The sequence below is a fragment of the Exiguobacterium sp. s34 genome, assembly GCF_018617435.1.
Lineage (GTDB): Bacteria > Bacillota > Bacilli > Exiguobacteriales > Exiguobacteriaceae > Exiguobacterium > Exiguobacterium aestuarii.
In genome coordinates this window covers 159,642-176,251 of the sequence record NZ_JACSKE010000006.1, presented here as the reverse complement: position 1 = coordinate 176,251, position 16,610 = coordinate 159,642, and the positions used below count along the sequence as shown (strand labels likewise).

Annotated in this window: 19 protein-coding genes; 11 read left to right on the top strand and 8 right to left on the bottom strand. The window is 47.1% G+C overall.

The genetic code is table 11. From position 1 onward, the window contains the following. The first annotated feature begins 6 nt into the window (after window positions 1–6). Both KNO87_RS13335 and KNO87_RS13330 read left to right on the top strand, forming a co-directional pair. Window positions 7–696 carry a response regulator transcription factor gene (locus tag KNO87_RS13335; protein WP_214796432.1) on the top strand — a complete coding sequence of 230 codons (690 nt, stop codon included), beginning with the start codon at window positions 7–9 and terminating at the stop codon, window positions 694–696. Next, complete coding sequence (locus KNO87_RS13330; protein ID WP_214790525.1) at window positions 693–2,084, top strand: sensor histidine kinase; 1,392 nt, start codon at window positions 693–695, stop codon at window positions 2,082–2,084. Before KNO87_RS13335 ends, KNO87_RS13330 begins: the two co-directional genes overlap by 4 nt. A 25-nt stretch (window positions 2,085–2,109) precedes the next feature. Here the strand turns inward: KNO87_RS13330 and KNO87_RS13325 are convergent, their stop codons facing one another. Continuing rightward, window positions 2,110–2,397 (bottom strand): hypothetical protein, encoded by a 288-nt coding sequence (locus KNO87_RS13325; RefSeq protein ID WP_214796431.1) that lies wholly within the window; start codon window positions 2,395–2,397, stop codon window positions 2,110–2,112. 118 nt (window positions 2,398–2,515) lie between these two features. On the opposite strand from KNO87_RS13325, the gene KNO87_RS13320 reads away from it, so the two are divergent. After that, window positions 2,516–2,722, top strand: coding sequence for a hypothetical protein (locus tag KNO87_RS13320; protein ID WP_214790529.1), 207 nt, complete (start codon window positions 2,516–2,518; stop codon window positions 2,720–2,722). Window positions 2,723–2,753: 31 nt separating this feature from the next. Here KNO87_RS13320 and KNO87_RS13315 read toward each other — a convergent pair whose 3' ends face one another. The 3 genes from KNO87_RS13315 to KNO87_RS13305 form a co-directional block, all read right to left on the bottom strand. Beyond that, window positions 2,754–3,161 (bottom strand): cytidine deaminase, encoded by a 408-nt coding sequence (locus tag KNO87_RS13315; RefSeq protein ID WP_251125702.1) that lies wholly within the window; start codon window positions 3,159–3,161, stop codon window positions 2,754–2,756. Window positions 3,162–3,253: 92 nt separating this feature from the next. Next, complete coding sequence (gene rlmD, locus KNO87_RS13310) at window positions 3,254–4,630, bottom strand: 23S rRNA (uracil(1939)-C(5))-methyltransferase RlmD (RefSeq protein WP_214790532.1); 1,377 nt, start codon at window positions 4,628–4,630, stop codon at window positions 3,254–3,256. Then, the gene (locus KNO87_RS13305) at window positions 4,627–4,836 is read right to left on the bottom strand and encodes a hypothetical protein (RefSeq protein ID WP_015880867.1); all 210 of its coding nucleotides are present in this window, start codon (window positions 4,834–4,836) and stop codon (window positions 4,627–4,629) included. The genes rlmD and KNO87_RS13305 overlap by 4 nt, the downstream gene beginning before the upstream one ends. A gap of 85 nt (window positions 4,837–4,921) precedes the next feature. On the opposite strand from KNO87_RS13305, the gene yfkAB reads away from it, so the two are divergent. From yfkAB to KNO87_RS13290, 3 genes are read left to right on the top strand one after another with little or no spacing between them, the layout of a single operon-like run. After that, the gene (gene yfkAB, locus KNO87_RS13300) at window positions 4,922–6,028 is read left to right on the top strand and encodes a radical SAM/CxCxxxxC motif protein YfkAB (protein ID WP_214796429.1); all 1,107 of its coding nucleotides are present in this window, start codon (window positions 4,922–4,924) and stop codon (window positions 6,026–6,028) included. Between the two features lie 53 nt (window positions 6,029–6,081). Next, window positions 6,082–6,276 carry a hypothetical protein gene (locus tag KNO87_RS13295; protein ID WP_214785678.1) on the top strand — a complete coding sequence of 65 codons (195 nt, stop codon included), beginning with the start codon at window positions 6,082–6,084 and terminating at the stop codon, window positions 6,274–6,276. 42 nt (window positions 6,277–6,318) lie between these two features. Continuing rightward, window positions 6,319–7,461: an MFS transporter gene (locus KNO87_RS13290; RefSeq protein ID WP_214796428.1), complete on the top strand. Its 1,143-nt coding sequence runs from the start codon at window positions 6,319–6,321 to the stop codon at window positions 7,459–7,461. A 35-nt stretch (window positions 7,462–7,496) separates the two neighbouring features. Here the strand turns inward: KNO87_RS13290 and KNO87_RS13285 are convergent, their stop codons facing one another. Next, window positions 7,497–7,799: a hypothetical protein gene (locus KNO87_RS13285; protein ID WP_214790540.1), complete on the bottom strand. Its 303-nt coding sequence runs from the start codon at window positions 7,797–7,799 to the stop codon at window positions 7,497–7,499. A 134-nt stretch (window positions 7,800–7,933) separates the two neighbouring features. Next, complete coding sequence (locus KNO87_RS13280) at window positions 7,934–8,878, bottom strand: DMT family transporter (RefSeq protein WP_214790542.1); 945 nt, start codon at window positions 8,876–8,878, stop codon at window positions 7,934–7,936. Window positions 8,879–9,077: 199 nt separating this feature from the next. On the opposite strand from KNO87_RS13280, the gene KNO87_RS13275 reads away from it, so the two are divergent. The 4 genes from KNO87_RS13275 to KNO87_RS13260 all read left to right on the top strand — a co-directional run bounded on the left by KNO87_RS13275 (window position 9,078) and on the right by KNO87_RS13260 (window position 13,552). After that, window positions 9,078–10,985, top strand: a complete 1,908-nt coding sequence (locus tag KNO87_RS13275; RefSeq protein WP_214796427.1) for a heavy metal translocating P-type ATPase — start codon at window positions 9,078–9,080, stop codon at window positions 10,983–10,985. A 116-nt stretch (window positions 10,986–11,101) separates the two neighbouring features. Next, window positions 11,102–12,028 carry a carbohydrate kinase family protein gene (locus KNO87_RS13270; protein ID WP_214796426.1) on the top strand — a complete coding sequence of 309 codons (927 nt, stop codon included), beginning with the start codon at window positions 11,102–11,104 and terminating at the stop codon, window positions 12,026–12,028. Between the two features lie 67 nt (window positions 12,029–12,095). After that, entirely contained in the window at window positions 12,096–12,533 is a 438-nt protein-coding gene (locus KNO87_RS13265) for an NUDIX domain-containing protein (protein ID WP_214796425.1), read from the top strand. Window positions 12,534–12,598: 65 nt separating this feature from the next. Continuing rightward, entirely contained in the window at window positions 12,599–13,552 is a 954-nt protein-coding gene (locus KNO87_RS13260; protein WP_214796424.1) for a YihY/virulence factor BrkB family protein, read from the top strand. Between the two features lie 39 nt (window positions 13,553–13,591). Here the strand turns inward: KNO87_RS13260 and KNO87_RS13255 are convergent, their stop codons facing one another. Beyond that, entirely contained in the window at window positions 13,592–14,125 is a 534-nt protein-coding gene (locus KNO87_RS13255) for a beta-class carbonic anhydrase (RefSeq protein ID WP_074033130.1), read from the bottom strand. Window positions 14,126–14,162: 37 nt separating this feature from the next. Continuing rightward, complete coding sequence (locus KNO87_RS13250; protein WP_214796423.1) at window positions 14,163–15,062, bottom strand: 1,4-dihydroxy-2-naphthoate polyprenyltransferase; 900 nt, start codon at window positions 15,060–15,062, stop codon at window positions 14,163–14,165. Between the two features lie 168 nt (window positions 15,063–15,230). Here KNO87_RS13250 and KNO87_RS13245 point away from each other — a divergent pair, with 168 nt between their 5' ends. Next, entirely contained in the window at window positions 15,231–16,598 is a 1,368-nt protein-coding gene (locus KNO87_RS13245; protein ID WP_214796422.1) for an isochorismate synthase, read from the top strand. The last annotated feature ends 12 nt before the right edge of the window (window positions 16,599–16,610 follow it).

Genomic DNA, 16,610 nt, shown 5'->3' with positions numbered 1-16,610 from the left:
TGGCATATGTCAGAATCAATGTTTCGTATCCTCGTAACTGATGACGAAGAACAAATGCGAGATTTACTTGTATCAAATTTAGAAAAAGAAGGGTATGAGACGGTCACCGCCTCAAACGGTCTTGAAGCGATCGCACGCTTAAAAGAAGAGACGTTCCACCTTGTCTTACTAGACGTCATGATGCCGGAACTTGATGGATTGACGGCCTGCATGCGCATCCGTGAGTTTTCGAACGTTCCGATCATTCTCTTGACAGCACGCTCGGAAGAACTCGACCGCATCCATGGTTTAAAAATCGGGGCAGACGACTACATCACAAAACCGTTTAGTCCACGCGAGCTACTCGCTCGCATCGAAGCGACGTTACGTCGTACACACAGCTTTTCAAAAGAACAAGAAGCGACGTTTGACGTCGGGATTCTCTCCATCGATATCGAAGGTCGCGCCGTCAGCGTGAAAGGGAAAACGGTCAACTTGACTCGAAAAGAGTTTGATTTACTCTACCTCTTCATCACAAACGACGAAAAAGTGTTCTCTCGTGAACAGCTACTCGATCAAATTTGGGGAACCGAATACCACGGCAATCTCCGCACAGTCGATACGCATATCAAGACGCTACGCCTAAAACTCGGTGAGGCTGGAGGTTACATTCAAACAGTATGGGGCATCGGATATAAATTCGAGGCAAACGTATGAAGCGATACACGATCCGGAAGCGGATTTGGATTACCATCTGGACAGCCAGCCTCTTCTCAGCGTTCGTGTTTCTGATCATGACGTTCTATTTGTACGACAAATTTTATATTCAAACGCAAGAAGAATTGCTCATCAATCGCGGAGAGAAACTCGTCACGATTTATAAGGCCGACGGTTTCTCTGACGCGTTCGCCGACAGCATGACATATACGAACGAACTGACCGAAACGAAAGTGTTTCTCTCCTCGGTTCGAGAGGATACACTCGGCTCCGGTAAGACGTTTCTACGGCAACAAGATCTCGAACGCCTCCAGGACGGGTATGCGATTTCTGTCACGCGAAAGCACCCGACCGAGGACGTCGACATTTTGATGACCGCTTTCCCACTCATACGAGACGGGGAGCTCGATAATGCGCTGATCCTCTACATGGAACTCAGTAAAATCAGTGAGCCATTCCAACCGATTCGGCTCATGATCACGTTTTTACTCGTCCTCATGATTGTGAACTTGCTCATTTTCGGTAAACAGATTATCGATACGATCATCCAACCGCTCATTCAGATGAAACGCGCCTCTCAAGTGTATGCACAAGGTGATTTTTCACACCGCATCCCGATTGTGTACGATGATGAGATCGGTGAGTTGGCAGATACGCTCAACTCGATGGCGGAATCGCTCGGACTCGTCGAAGAACAGCGAAAAGAATTTCTCGCTAACGTCAGTCACGAACTCCGTACCCCACTCTCCTACATTCGCGGGTACACCGAGATGCTTCAAGATGATACGTTGGATGAAAAAACACGGGCCCAATATTATGACATTATCGAAAACGAGACGAACCGACTTCAGCGCCTTGTCACGGATTTACTCGACCTCGCACAGTTAGAGCGCGATTCCTATCCAATGACAAAAGAACCTGTCGTTTATTCACAAGTGCTCGAAGACGTCCTCTATCGTCTCGAACCGATTGCTCGGGCAAAAGGTGTGACGATCGAATCTGATTTAGACTTTGATTTGATTATTCTGGGTGACCATGACCGACTCGAACAAGTCATCGGTAACCTTCTCGATAATGCCCTCCGCTACACAGAGGCGGGCAAGACGATTTATGTGAAGACGTTTGCCGAAACGGACTATGCGATCACGGAAATACGCGATGAAGGTCGGGGTATCCCGAAAGAAGATTTAGACAAATTGACGGAGCGTTTCTATCGCGTTAATAAATCACGAACACGACAAGATGGTGGGACCGGTCTCGGTTTGGCCATTGCGAAGCATATCATCGAACGACATGAAGGATCGCTTCACTTTAGTTCAGAAGTAGGTAAAGGGACGACTGTCACGGTCGGCTTGCCACTTCTGCCTGAAGATGATTTCGATATGTAAAAAAGGCAGCCTCGATGGGCTGCCTTTAAATGTCTTTCCCTTTATATTGATTGGCCGACTCTTGCTCGAGTCGCTCTCGTTCTGCATGTGTCTGCGGGTATCCGTTCGCCTGCCATTCGGCACGATGACTCGAATCAAGTTGTGTGAGACCTTGCTCCGCTTCATCCTGATCCGCATCCACACTCTCCCGCTCGTCCATCTTTTGCCACGTGTCTTCTTCCTCACGTTGCGATAGCAGTGCCGCCACTTTTGGTGCAACGAGTGCTGCGCCTGCGACACCAAGTACAATCCCCATCAATACTTTACGATCCATCTTGTCCCCTCCTTCACTATGAAGTCTTCATTCCACCATTTCATGATCTTAAAACCCAAACCGAAAACGTTTACAACATTTCAAGGAGTGGAATCCTTAGTGGGAAGGAGGCGATTGGATGGAAAAGAAACGACCTACCTCGAAGCGTCCGTTCGATAATCCGGACGCTGTCGATACGGACAAAGAGAGTATTTTCGATGAGGACGGCATGCAAACCGTCGACCCGATTCCCGTCGAGGAGTTGAATGAACGGATGAAGGACGAGAAGAACAAACGTCACTCCAAAGATGACTCGGTGAGTGAAAAAAAATATAAAGACAAGTAAACAAGCTGCGGACGAATCGTCCGCAGCTTGTTTACGTTAAGTCCTTCGGTGAAAATCCGTAAGGTAGCATTTCTTCTTTTGTCATCACTTTTGTGTCACCGTTCAAGTTTGCGAGAATTAAGGTGAAATCCTCTCCCGCGAATTCGGCGATGACTTGACGGCAAGCCCCGCATGGTGAAATCGGACCTTCCGTGTCTCCAACGACCACGACTGTTTCAATCGAGTCACTACCTTCCGAGACTGCTTTGAAAATGGCTGTTCGTTCAGCACACATCGATAGTCCGTACGAAGCATTCTCTACGTTACAGCCTGTGATTTCTTTACCCGATGCATCGATGACAACGGCACCTACGTTAAATTTAGAATACGGTGTATAGGCGCGTTTGCGCGCTTCAATGGCTTTATGCACGAGTTCTTGTACGCGTTCTTGTGAAATCATTGGATGTTCCTCCACTTCTATATTTGAGAAGAAGTCTGACATCTGAACTATAACGTGAAAACGCTTACTTGACAAGCCTTTTCACGGACTCGTCAATATTTTTTCTTTTTCTTTTTCTCGAACACGACGACCGATTCGACGTGAGACGTCTGTGGGAACATATCATACGGTTGAACATAATTGACCTTGTATCCCGCTTTCATCAACTGATCGGCATCTCGCGCGAGCGTCTGTGGGTTACATGACACGTAAACGATTCGTTTCGTCTTCGACGAGATAATCGAGTTGATCAATTGATGATCCATACCCGTACGCGGCGGATCGACGACAACGACGTCAGGAATCCAGCCATCTTTCACCCAACGTGGGATCCAATGCTCGGCACGTCCTTCGACGTATGTGACATGGTTATAGCCATTTTCACGCATATGATCATTCGCATCTTCAACCGCTTCTGGGACGACTTCCATCCCGCGAATTTCTTTCGCGTATGGCGCCAACCAAAGACCGATTGAACCGACACCTGCATAGGCGTCGATGACACGTTCTTCACCCGTAAGCCCTGCAGCTTCAACGACTTCACGATACATCTTTTCTGTTTGTGCCGGATTTAACTGGAAGAATGCGCGTGGTGACAGATGGTAATGAACGTCATCGAGCTGTTCATCCATTTTCTCTTGACCTGCGATATGGACCGTCCGATATCCGAAAATCACACCTGAGCGATTTGCGTTGATGTTGATATGGAATGAGACGACGTTGGGCAATGCCATGATCCGATCACTTAATTCATCTAAGTCCGGCACATCTTCGTGTCCGACGACCAATACGACTTGTACGTCATTCGTTTTGTAACCTGAACGCACGACGACCGTCCGAGCATAACCCGTGTCACGGCGTGCATCGTAGACGGGGATGTCGAGTTCGTTTAAAATACGGACAATCGCATTGTTGATGTTCGTCGTGTCACGTTGTTGAACCATACAGTGCTCGATTGGCACGAGATGGTTCGAGTTCGGTTTGTAAAGTCCAGATACGATCTCCCCACGGCGTGTGCCGAGCGGGAATTGTGATTTATTGCGATAGTACCAAGGGTCATCCATGCCGATTGTCGGACGAATATCCGATTTCTCCACGTTCAGTTTTGTCTTTTGACGGAAGGCGTTTCGAACAATTTCTTCCTTATACTCCATCTGTAGACGTGAACTCATATGTTGGATTTGACACCCACCACACTCGTCGTAAATCGGACAAGGTGCTTTGACGCGGTCCTTTGAGTCGTTATCACGCTTGACTACGCGTGCCTCCGCATAGTTTTTCTCGACACGTGTGATTTCGACTTTTGCTCGTTCTCCCGGCAATAAGTTTGGAATGAAGATGACCATGCGATTGATCGTCGCGATGCCCTCTCCATTTATGCCAAGTCGTTCGACTGTGACATCTTTAAAATCTCCTGTAATTAATTTCAATCTGATTCATCCTTTCGAGACGATTGTTCTAGGTCTTTGGCGTAACGCACAACTTTGGCGCGCAACGAATCAATGTCGGCTAACAGGCGATGTAAATCTTCAGGTGTCGTATGCTCGTCTAGCGTATTGACTGATAGACATAGCAATTCCGTTCTCGATTTTAGGACGTTCATCTTTCCGGCGGTATCTGTACGTGATTTACCCATCTTGTAATCGCTCCTTTGGTTCGTGACAAAGAGTTGCTATTATAGCATACTATTTCGTGTAACTTGATGAAAAGGTGGAATCCACATGCAAAACATCTCCCCAACCTTCGACCCTTGGGAAGCCTATCTCGACCAACTCGAACATGGTCGACTCGTCTTATCCAACGTCGAAGTGACAACAACAAAACTGTGTAATATGCGCTGTGAGCATTGTGCGGTCGGTTATATGCTCGATCAAACAGAAGAACCGGAAGTCCCGCTCGAACTGTTGATTCAACGATTAGATGAAATCGAACATTTACGCGCCTTCTCCATCACAGGTGGTGAACCGATGTTATCGATGAAATCGGTCCGCAACTATGTCGTTCCGTTATTACGCTATGCGAAAGAACGTGGGGCACGTACGCAAATCAACTCGAACTTGACGCTACCGTTATCTCGCTATCATCTTATTACCCCTTACTTGGACGTTTTGCACATTTCGCATAACTGGGGCACCGATGCCGATTTCCTCGAAGGTGGGTTCGCGATGATGGACCGGAAACCGAGTGAAGAGGCGCGGTTAAAAATGCTTCAAACGATGAAAGATAACGCCCGTGCCTTAACGGCTGAAGGAATCATCGTGTCAGCAGAGACGATGATCAACAAACGGACGATTCCTCACCTAAAAGAAATTCACGAAGAAATCGTCTCACTCGGTTGCCAACGTCATGAAGTGCACCCAATGTACCCAGCAGACTTCGCTAGCGCCCTCGAATCGGCGTCACTCGCTGATACGCGACAAGCGATCCACGATTTGCTCGATGTCCGAGACGAAAACGTCTGGATGTTGTTCGGCACATTACCGTTCTATGCATGTTCTGACCTACCAGAAGATCGCGCTTTATTGAAACGACTTCATGAATCGAAAAACGTGACGGTCCGCAACGATCCGGATGGCCGTTCGCGCCTCAACACAAACATCTTCGACGGTCAGATTATCGTGACTGATTTCGGTGACGAGCTCGGTACGCTTGGTACCGTCTACGATACGTCATTCCAAGAAGCGTACGATACGTGGTCGAACAGTCAATTGAACGCCACTCTTTCTTGCCATTGCCCAGCCGTCAAATGTCTCGGACCGAACGCACTCGTCAAACAAGCGTATTATCCGACGGTTGATTTCCAATCTCGCAAAGCGACCTCGTTTTAATTATTTCGATTCGGGAAATGTTCTGTATATTAACTGAATCGAGGTGTGTATAGATGACAGCGATTTATGTATTCATGATCACTGTAATGGCCATTATTATTTTCGGTGGCGTGCTTAGCATCTTATTGACAGCCGCATTCGTTTCAGACAAAGTAGAGCATGATGAAATGTTTAGTCAAGGCAGTTGGGACGATGAGTTGCTACACTTAAATCACTCTCCACAACCGATTGACGACACGAAAAGCTGAGAACCTTCTCGGCTTTTTACTTTGACTTCATGAGGTGAATCCATGCTCCGCTTTCGTTTTATGATTTTATTATTGATCGTCTTTATTTCTGGCTTGATTCAAGGCGCGCTCATTCCACTTTTATCCACGCTCATTGAGCGTGACGGGGCTCCGGCCTGGGTGAACGGCTTGAATGCGACGATGCTCTATGTTGGAGTCATCGTCTCTGCTCCACTCCTTGAGCGGTTCGTCCGAAAATACGGATTCCGACCGACGATTGTCCTCGGAATTTTATTAACCGCCTTTGCGACCTTCGCTTTGCCGATTTGGCCATCACTACTCGTTTGGGCGATGATGCGTTTCTTTATCGGATTTGGAGACTCCGCCCTCCACTACGGTTCACAAGTGTGGGTAACCTCCTCTACCGACAAACGTAGTCTCGGTCGAGCGATGGCGTATTACGGGATGTCGTTCAGTCTCGGTTTCGCCGTCGGTCCGTTACTCGCACCACTTGTTGATGTATGGTTCTGGTTACCGTTTCTAATCATCGTCTTCTTCTGCCTCGCTTCACTGATGCTCGTCTTTAAAGTCGAGAATGAGTTCCCCGAAGTCGAGAAAGTGAAGACGGACTCGAAGGGACGCATTCGGTTGATCCTAGTCGGCGCAGGATACACGCTTCTCCCCGCATTTACATACGGCTTTCTTGAAGCGAGCTTAAATGCCAACTTTCCGATCTTCACGTCACGGAACGGAATGAGTCTAACAGAGACGAGTACACTGATTACGACATTTATCGTCATGTCAATCGTCGTTCAACTCCCTCTTGGTCGACTCGCTGACTTGTATGGGAAGAAACGAATTTTGCAAATCGTCCTGACATTCGGAACACTCGTGTTCGCTTTGGCAAATGTTGTCGTCGATCACTATGTCGGACTGCTCCTTCTATTCGCGCTAGCCGGCGCGGGGCTAGGGTCGACATATTCACTCGGATTAGCGCACATGACAGAGGTACTCCCTCGAGCCTTGCTCCCGACCGGAAATATGCTGTATAGCATCTCTTTCAGTATCGGTTCGATTTCTGGACCGATGATCGGCGCATACTGGTTATCGCTTCCGAAAGAGATTTACTTCCTCATGTACACGTTAATCTTAGGCATTCTCGCATTACGGCTCTTCACATCAACGTCGAAGCCAATCGATATATAAAGAGGCAGATGGTTCCCATGAACCATCTGCCCTTTTTACTCTACAACTCGATCCATTTCATCATCGTTCAACTGTAAAGCTTGGATGAACACCTCATCTAGTGCGAACGGCTCCGTGTCCAGGGAGGCGAGCACTTCTGATTTCAACGTCACCTCTACGACACGATCTTCGAACTGCCATCTCGTCTGAATGTCATCCCCTTGTCTCGTTGCGCGGGTCGCCACCGGACCGTGACGTTCTTTTAAACTTTGACTCACGCACTTCATCACGTACTTGACGTACTCATCTTTCGGTTGACGCGAGATGAGGATATTACGGACGATTCGATTTCTAGTCATTGCTTTTCCTCCTTCCTTTGAATGATTGCGTACGCAAGTCTTTGCAAACGAAGACCGATTTTTCGAACTTTAAAATTCAGAATTTTTAATATATTTTGTCATGGGATTTCAATTCCGTCAACCGCGTCTCTTTTTCAATGACTTATGCGTTGTTTTTTAGCACGCTTTCCTTGAAAGTAAGTCGATAAATAAATCCCTACGATAACGAACATGAGTCCGACAATCGCGTTCCACGGAATCGTTTCGCCGAGTAAAATACCTGACAACATGACACCAAATAAGGGAACTAAGAAAATATAGAGTGAAATCCGACTGACGGGATTGTATTTCATCAACGTGTTCCACAGTGTAAACCCAATCGCCGACAGCATTGCCAAATAGAAGAGGAACGCAATCGTTTGGCCGGTGTACGGCATCGAGACTCCACTTGGGTCTAACAAGTAACCGATGACGAGTAATCCAATCGAACCTGTAACCATCGCCCAAGCTGTCATTGGAGCAACGTCATATTCTTTCGAATAATCCTTCGCAATCAAGTTCCCGAACGCACCCGACACCATCGCTAAGATTAGTAAAATCTCACCTAATCCAAAACCAAACTCCGAACCGGTTGCTGGCCAGTTTGCGATGACAATTCCAGAAAACCCAAACGTTAAGGCAAGCCCCTTCAAACGATTCAACTTATCATCTTCATAACGGATGTGGGCGAGTGCCATTTGGAAGAACGATGTCGATCCGGCGATAATCGATCCTTGTACGCCAGTCGAAATCGAGAGCCCGATATAAAAGAACAAGTATTGAAGGAACGTTAAAAAAGAACCGAGATGCGCATACGCCTTAAACTTCTTAGGCGTCAATCGAATCGATCGCTTCAACACTGTCTGACTGATAATCAGTAGAAGAACTCCGGCGAGTAAGAAACGTTCGCCTGCGAACAGTAGCTGTTGACCATATTCGTTCGACTGGATGTCCAACTTTTCATAGCTCAGTTTGATGAACGGGAACGCACTCCCCCATAACAACGTATTAAAAATCGCCAAAAACGCCACTGTCCATGGGCGCTGGAATATATTTTGCATGACACAAAAACTCCTTAATCTTTTTATTTGTGAGTCGAAGATGAGCGTGTTAAAATAAACCTAGATAATAATTATTATAAACAAACAAAACGCATCATCTAAAGGTTAAATCCATATTTTAAGCCGATTGAAGATGATAATCATCATCAATCATTATCATTTAATCGAGACTTATTCTCAATTAGAAAGAAGGGATTCTATGAACGTCCAATCGGTTACACACGAAAAAAGCCACGTATTCAAACGGGCTAGCTGGTACGAACATATCGAATTGATTATGGCGCTCATTAGCGGTGTATTGATTGTACTCGCTTATATCGCCGAAACACAAGGCGGAACTCCTTGGATTCACGTCACGCTTTACTTAACCGCCTTTCTCATCGGCGGATACGCAAAAGCGAAAGAAGGAATCACGGACACGATTGAAACAAAATCTCTGAACGTGGAACTACTCATGATTATTGCCGCCATCGGTGCCGCATCGATTGGCTATTGGATGGAAGGCGCCATTTTAATTTTCATCTTCGCCTTATCCGGTGCACTCGAGACGTATACGATGAATAAAAATGAGCGTGCACTCGAATCTTTGATGGAACTACAACCTGAACAGGCAACTCGCCTCACTGCTTCTGACGAACTTGAAGTTGTCCACATTGACGACTTGAAAGTCGGGGATCGTATCTACGTCCGCCCTGGCGAACGCATCCCGGTTGACGGACGCATTTTGAAAGGTAGCGCATCTGTGGAAGAGGCTGCAATCACAGGAGAATCTGTGCCGGTCGACCGACAAATTGGAGATGACGTGTTCGGCTCAAGCGTCAACTTAAACGGTGTGTTGACGCTTGAAGTGACAAAGCTCGCAACCGAGACGTTGTTCCAAAAAATTATTCAAATGGTTCAGCAAGCACAAGAAGAAAAATCACCTTCTGCACAATTTATCGATCGTTATGAAGGACGATACGTTCAAATTGTACTCCTATCCGTCACGGCCATCATCTTACTGGGACCGTTTTTCACGTCATGGTCTCTTGAAACGAGCATCTATCGAGGAATGATCCTTCTTGTCGTCGCATCTCCTTGTGCCCTCGTTGCCGCGATCACCCCTGCCGCACTAGCAGCAATTGCCTCATCCGCAAAACACGGAATCCTTTTTAAAGGTGGTGCGCACATCGAGAACATGGGGCGCCTGAAAGCAATCGCCTTTGATAAAACAGGAACGCTCACCATCGGGAAGCCGATCGTTCAAGAAGCGCTCATCACCCCTGATTTACAAGAAGTCGACGTCAATCGAATCGTCAGTTTGATTGAAGAACATTCAATGCACCCTCTCGCAGAGGCCCTCGTCTCTTATACAGGAAAACATACCGGAGAGATGACGCACTTTAAAGACATCACTGGTTCCGGTATCGAGGCAACGATTGACGGAACGACGTATCGCGTCGGTAAGCAGAAGTTCGCTGACCGAAGTGGTGACTTCTTTAAAGAAGATGTGGAACGATTGAAAGAAGCCGGCCACACGCTCGTCTTTATTAGTGATGACTCTCGTACAATCGGGGCATATGCCCTCCGTGACACGTTGCGCTCCGAGGCAAAAGGTGCAATCCAACGTCTGAATGACCTTGGGATCGCGACAATCATGATTACGGGAGACAATGAGGCGACTGCCCGTGCCATCGCAAATGAAGCTGGATTGACGCGCTATATTGCCGAATGTTTACCAGAAGAGAAAGTCTCACAAATCAAGGCATTACGTGAAGAGTACGGTTCGATTGGGATGATTGGTGACGGTATTAACGACGCCCCAGCACTCGCGACCGCTGACGTTGGAATCGCCATGGGCGAAGGAACCGATGCGGCTCTTGAAACAGCCGATGTCGTCTTGATGAAAAACGACCTCGTGCGCTTGAGCGACGCCATTCGTCAATCACGCAAGCTGAACCGAATCGTTCTACAAAACGTCGTCTTTGCGCTCGGTGTCATTCTCGTCCTCATCGCCACAAACATTTTCGAGTTGCTGATCATGCCGTTCGCAGTTGTCGGGCACGAAGGTTCTACTATCCTGGTCATTTTGAATGGACTTCGCCTTCTCACCTCTTCATGGGAGTGACTCATTCGACAAAATGGAATCGATGATTGAAACGATATGTCGATTTCGTTATAATTGAAACAATGTGTCTAATTGACTGAAACAAATCGAAAGATTGGCTAAAGGTGGTACAAGATATGAATACGATTGCAGTCATCGGCAAAGTGTTTGTCGATATTAAAGGAACGTCTTTCGCACCGCTTCATAAAGATGCGAAAAATGTTGGCGACATCACTTTCTCCAATGGCGGAACAGGTCGAAACGTTGCTCAAAACTTAGGTGTACTCGGTAATGACGTTCGCTTCGTCTCAACTGTTACGAACGACCAGATCGGTGTCGGTGTTCTCGAAGAGTTACGTGGTTTACATGTCAACGTCGATGGTGTCGATATGCTAGAAGACAACGGGATGGGCATGTGGCTTGCCGTCATGGATAACAATGGCGATCTACAGACTTCGATTTCAAAACAACCTGACGAAGCACGAATGGAAGAAGCCATTTTACGTCAAATCGACACGGTCTTTAAAGAGAGCGACGCTGTCGCAATCGACTTAGACTTATCGGTGAACGTCTTGAATGAAACGATTGAACTGTGCCGTGAGATGGACTTACCACTATACGGCGTGTGCGGCCACCTTTCAGTCATTGAACGGAACCGTCATCTCCTCCAAGGCTTCACCGGATTCATCTGTAGCCGGGAAGAAGCGGAGATCTTGTCCGATATGTCAATCGTCACGGTAGACGACGCGCTACGTGTCGCGGAAGTACTCGCCATGAAAGGTGCTCCGCTCACCATCGTCACGATGAGCGAGCTCGGTGCGGTTTATGTCGACCTTCGTACGAATGAACAAGGTCATGTCCCGACAACGAAAGTGAAAGTAGCCGACTCTACTGGAGCCGGTGACTCATTCTTCTCTGCTGTCATCTCAGAACTGATGAAGCAACATCCAATCGAGGATGCACTCCGTCTCGGGATGCGTGTCGCAGGAAAAGTTATCGCGTCACACGAAAATGGGTTGACGCAAGACATGTATGATTCATTAGAACAACCTACGCAAAAATGAGTTGAACGCATCGGCGAATCGTCGATGCGTTTTGTGCAAAATTATAGGAATGAAAGGAACGATTTCAGTGGTTCGAACGAAATTAAGAAGTGCGATCATTCTAATGAATGATAAAGACGAAGTCGCTTTGATTCGTCGCGAAAAAGAAGACGTCTTGTATTATGTATTCCCCGGGGGCGGAGTCGAATACGGGCATACGACTGAAGAAACGGCCGTCCGTGAAGCGTATGAAGAACTCGGCGTTCACGTCGAGTTAGAAGGAGTTGCTGCCTACGTCGCCTTTAATAATGAGTTGAACCCTTACTATTGGGCGAAGATGACAGGCGGCGAATTCGGTACCGGAACGGGCGAAGAGTTTCAAGAAGAACAGACAAACGGATCGTATACCCCGATGTGGATTAAGCGATCGGCGTTACCTCATCTTCCGGTCCGCCCACCATCACTCGCTGAAAAACTTGCCTCAAATGAGACTCGCTTTTACGATTTGACGTTAGCCGAGGATTAATCATGTGTATCCTCTACCGAATTCGGGAAATGTTTTTCTAACGATTGAGTCAGGAGGGTTTCATGATGGCAATGACAGAAGTAAAGGAAAAAAAGAATTGGTTCGGGTTTGGAAAAGAGTTATTCCGTCGTTTTAAAGAGCATGACGTACAAGACTACGGGGCCACACTCGCATTTTTTTGGTTTTTATCGATTTTCCCCGGTATCATCTTCATTTTGGCACTCTTATCGTTTTTTGATATCTCACAAGATTCATTCCAAAATCAATTAAATGATTTGGCACCAGGATCCGCCGCTTCCGAATTTTTGACGAGTATTTTTGACGCAATCGGGGAGCCACGAGGCGGTCTCTTATCACTCGGTGCGATTTTAGCCATTTGGTCCGCCGCAAAAGGGGTCGACCGCCTCATCACGACTTCCCTACACGCGTATGGCGAGGACAATGAACGTAATTTCTTTGTCAAAAAAGGATTGGCGCTTGGAATGACGATTTTACTCGGAATCGGGATGTTACTCCTCATTCTCTCAAACGTGTTCGGGGCACAAATCATCTCATTCGTCACCGAATATTTACCCGTCAATATTACCGGGGCCGAGGAGATGATGATCAACGTCTTCCGTTATGTTCTGACAACAGTCGTGCTGATTTTGACGCTTTCGATTTTTTATAAAGTATCACCACAACAACATGTATTCTGGAAAAGTACGATTCCCGGAGCCATCTTCGGTGTGATTGGGTGGCAGCTTGTTTCCTTCGGATTCAGTCTATACGTCTCGAACTTCGGAAGTTACGATTCGACTTATGGATCGCTTGGTGGGATCATCGTCACGTTGCTCTGGTTACAACTGACCGGAATGATCATTTTAATCGGATCTGAAATTAACGCGACGTGGATGCGTTTCTTTAAAACGCCAAGCGAACAAGAATATGAACGTGATTTTAAGAAGAACAAAAAGAAAGCGAAACAAAAACAAGAAGAGGATGACTATAAAGACATCCCGACGAATACGTATGGGTAATGTTAAAAGGAGCGCGTTCAAGTTGAACGCGCTCCTTTCTTATGCTTCTACCGGGTCAAGACGCCCCGTCGCCGGGTCAATCACGAATCCATGCACGTTCGTGCCTGGTGGTAACAATGGATGATTGTTAATCAGGTTAATCGAATGAACGACGTTCTCTTCGACCGAATCAAAACCATGAAGCCATTGCTCCAAATCCATCCCTGACGACTTCAATGTCTTCAATGTCTGAGGGTCAATCCCCCGTCGCTCCATCTCTTCAATCACGACGGACGGTTCAATCGCCGCCATCCCACAATCGTAATGACCGACCACAACGACTTCTTCCGCGCCTAATGCATAAAGCGCCACTAAAATCGAACGCATGGCTGAACCGAATGGATGCGACAAGACGGCACCCGCATTTTTGATGATTTTAGCGTCTCCGTTTTTAAGTCCTAGCGCTTGAGGTAACAGTTCCGTCAAACGTGTGTCCATACACGTTAAAATCACAATTTTCTTATCTGGAAATTTATCAGATACGAACGGTTCGTACTGTTTTTCCTCTACGAAACGTTTATTGAATTCAAGCATTTCTTTTACGACTGACACGTTAACGCCTCCCCTTTTCTCACATCACAAATCTTGAAACAATTAGTCCGACGACCATCCATGCCCCGAACAACGTATTCACTTTTGCCGTCATCGCCATCGCAGGCATCAATGCGGCCGGTTCTGCTTTTTGCCAAAACCGTTGAATCGCCCGAACCATCACTGGCACGGTGAGGAGCGATAACAAGACCCATGGTGTGACTCCATAATACATCACGGCGACGATGATGCCGACTATTGCGGCGATAAAGAATGCTGCGAGCACATACACCGCACGTCGATGTCCGACTAGGCAAGCAATTGTTTTTCGGCCGTTCTCTTTATCGTTATCAAGGTCACGAATATTGTTCGCAAGTAAAATCGCTCCAATTAGCAACGCCATTGGGAACGATACGAGCAATAGCTCCGTCGTCACCGTATTGATTTGGATGTAGCCAGCGATTCCAATGATGACATACCCCATGAATAGACCGGCGACAATTTCACCAAACGGCGTATACGCAATCGGTAACGGTCCTCCGGTATATAAGTATCCAACGAGCATAGATAGTGCACCGACCCAAAGCAAATGCCAACTCGTAGACGCTGCGATGTAAAGTCCAAGCATTGCTGAGACAGCATACATGCCTAGGGCGATTGACAGGATTTGTTTCGGCGTAAATCCGTCACGCACGATTGACCCACCAATCCCAATCGACCCTTCATGGTCTAGCCCACGCTTATAATCATAATACTCGTTAAATAAGTTCGTTGCGATTTGAATGAGGACTGACGCGACCAGCATCGCAAGAAAGAGCCCCCATTTCAGTTCGGTTTGATCGAGGACGATGAACGTCCCGAGCAAGACCGGAATAAAGCTTGCTGTCAGGGTATGTGGTCGAATCATTCGCCAATATGCCCCTTTTGATTTCTGTTTCATTTCGTTCCCTCCCTTCGTTAGTTTACGTCTCGATGAAAAAATCTGTCAACGCCAGCCGTCCATCTCACATCCCTTACAATTTCTCGAGCATTTCATAGGCAGGTGGATTGCGAACTCGTGATACACTAAAGAGTGAGAATTCTATCGGATTGAGGAGGCTTTTCTTTTATGCCAGATACTCAAACACATATAAAACAACGAATCGAGCAAGCCCATAAACGGGCGCGAGCTTGGCAACGACCTGTCCTCGCATCATATACATGGGAAATTTCTGCGTTCGATGCGTTTCAAATCATTCAAAACACGGATACGTCCCACTATTATTTCATGACACCAGACCGTACGCTTGAAATGCTCGGTTGCGGAGATGCGCTCGTTTTGAGTGCTTCTGGAACAGAACGATTTCAGCGACTCCAGTATGACTGGAGTCTCCACCGGCGAGATGTCGATGCAACTATTCATGCGTTTGCCGGCTTTTCGTTCGATACTTTCATGCGACCACAAAAGAGTATGTGGGATGCCTTTGGGGAGGCATCACTCGTCGTCCCAAAATTTTTATACCGTCGTTATAAAGACCGACATACACTGACAGTCGCGACGCTCGTCTCTTCAAAACAATCGGTGGAACAGTATTTGATTCAATTGGCTGACCAATTGGCTCAATTCAGCTCACTTCATCCTACAGAAGAATCGACACCGACCTATTCGAAAGTAAAAGATGGCGTGGACCACTTTAAATCGAGTTTCCAACAGGCGAAGCAGTTAATTGAGGAAGAGCGCGTCGAAAAAATCGTCATCGCACGAGAAGAAATTTATCAACGCTCCGACGACTCATTCCCTTTCGCGAAAAGCTTAAAGCATTTGGCGGACCATCAAGAGTCGAGTTATATCTACTTATATCAACCAAAGCGTGACGTCGGGTTCTTTGGAGCGACGCCTGAGCGACTGATTCAAAAAGAAGGCATGCAACTGAACACGGCTGCCATCGCCGGGACGACCAAACGTCCTAAAACTGAGATTGAAGCAGAACTCGCGAAAGAACAGCTACTGAATGATACGAAAAATCGTGAAGAGCATCAGATTGTTGTAAAAGACATTAAGCAAGCTTTGACACCATATACTGCACCGATTCATACGAGCGAGACACCGCAAATTTTAGCGAATCGGTCGGTATTCCATCTGCATACGCCTATCCAAGCGACACTCGAAACAAACGCTTCCTTGATGTCGTTAGCGGAGTCCTTACACCCAACACCAGCACTCGGCGGCTCACCGAAGCGGACATCGGTCCGATTGCTTCGTGAAATCGAGCGTTTCGACCGCGGATGGTACGGTTCCCCATTTGGTTGGGTCGACAACGAAGGTGATGGCGAGTTTGTCGTCGCCATTCGCTCGGCACTCGTTCAACATCAATTCGTCGCACTCTATGCAGGATGTGGCATCGTCAAAGACTCTGCACTCGAGCAAGAACTCGAAGAGACCGAAATGAAAATGAGTCCAATCAAACAAGCTTTGCAGTTTGATTCGCACGATTAAGGAGGCACCCCA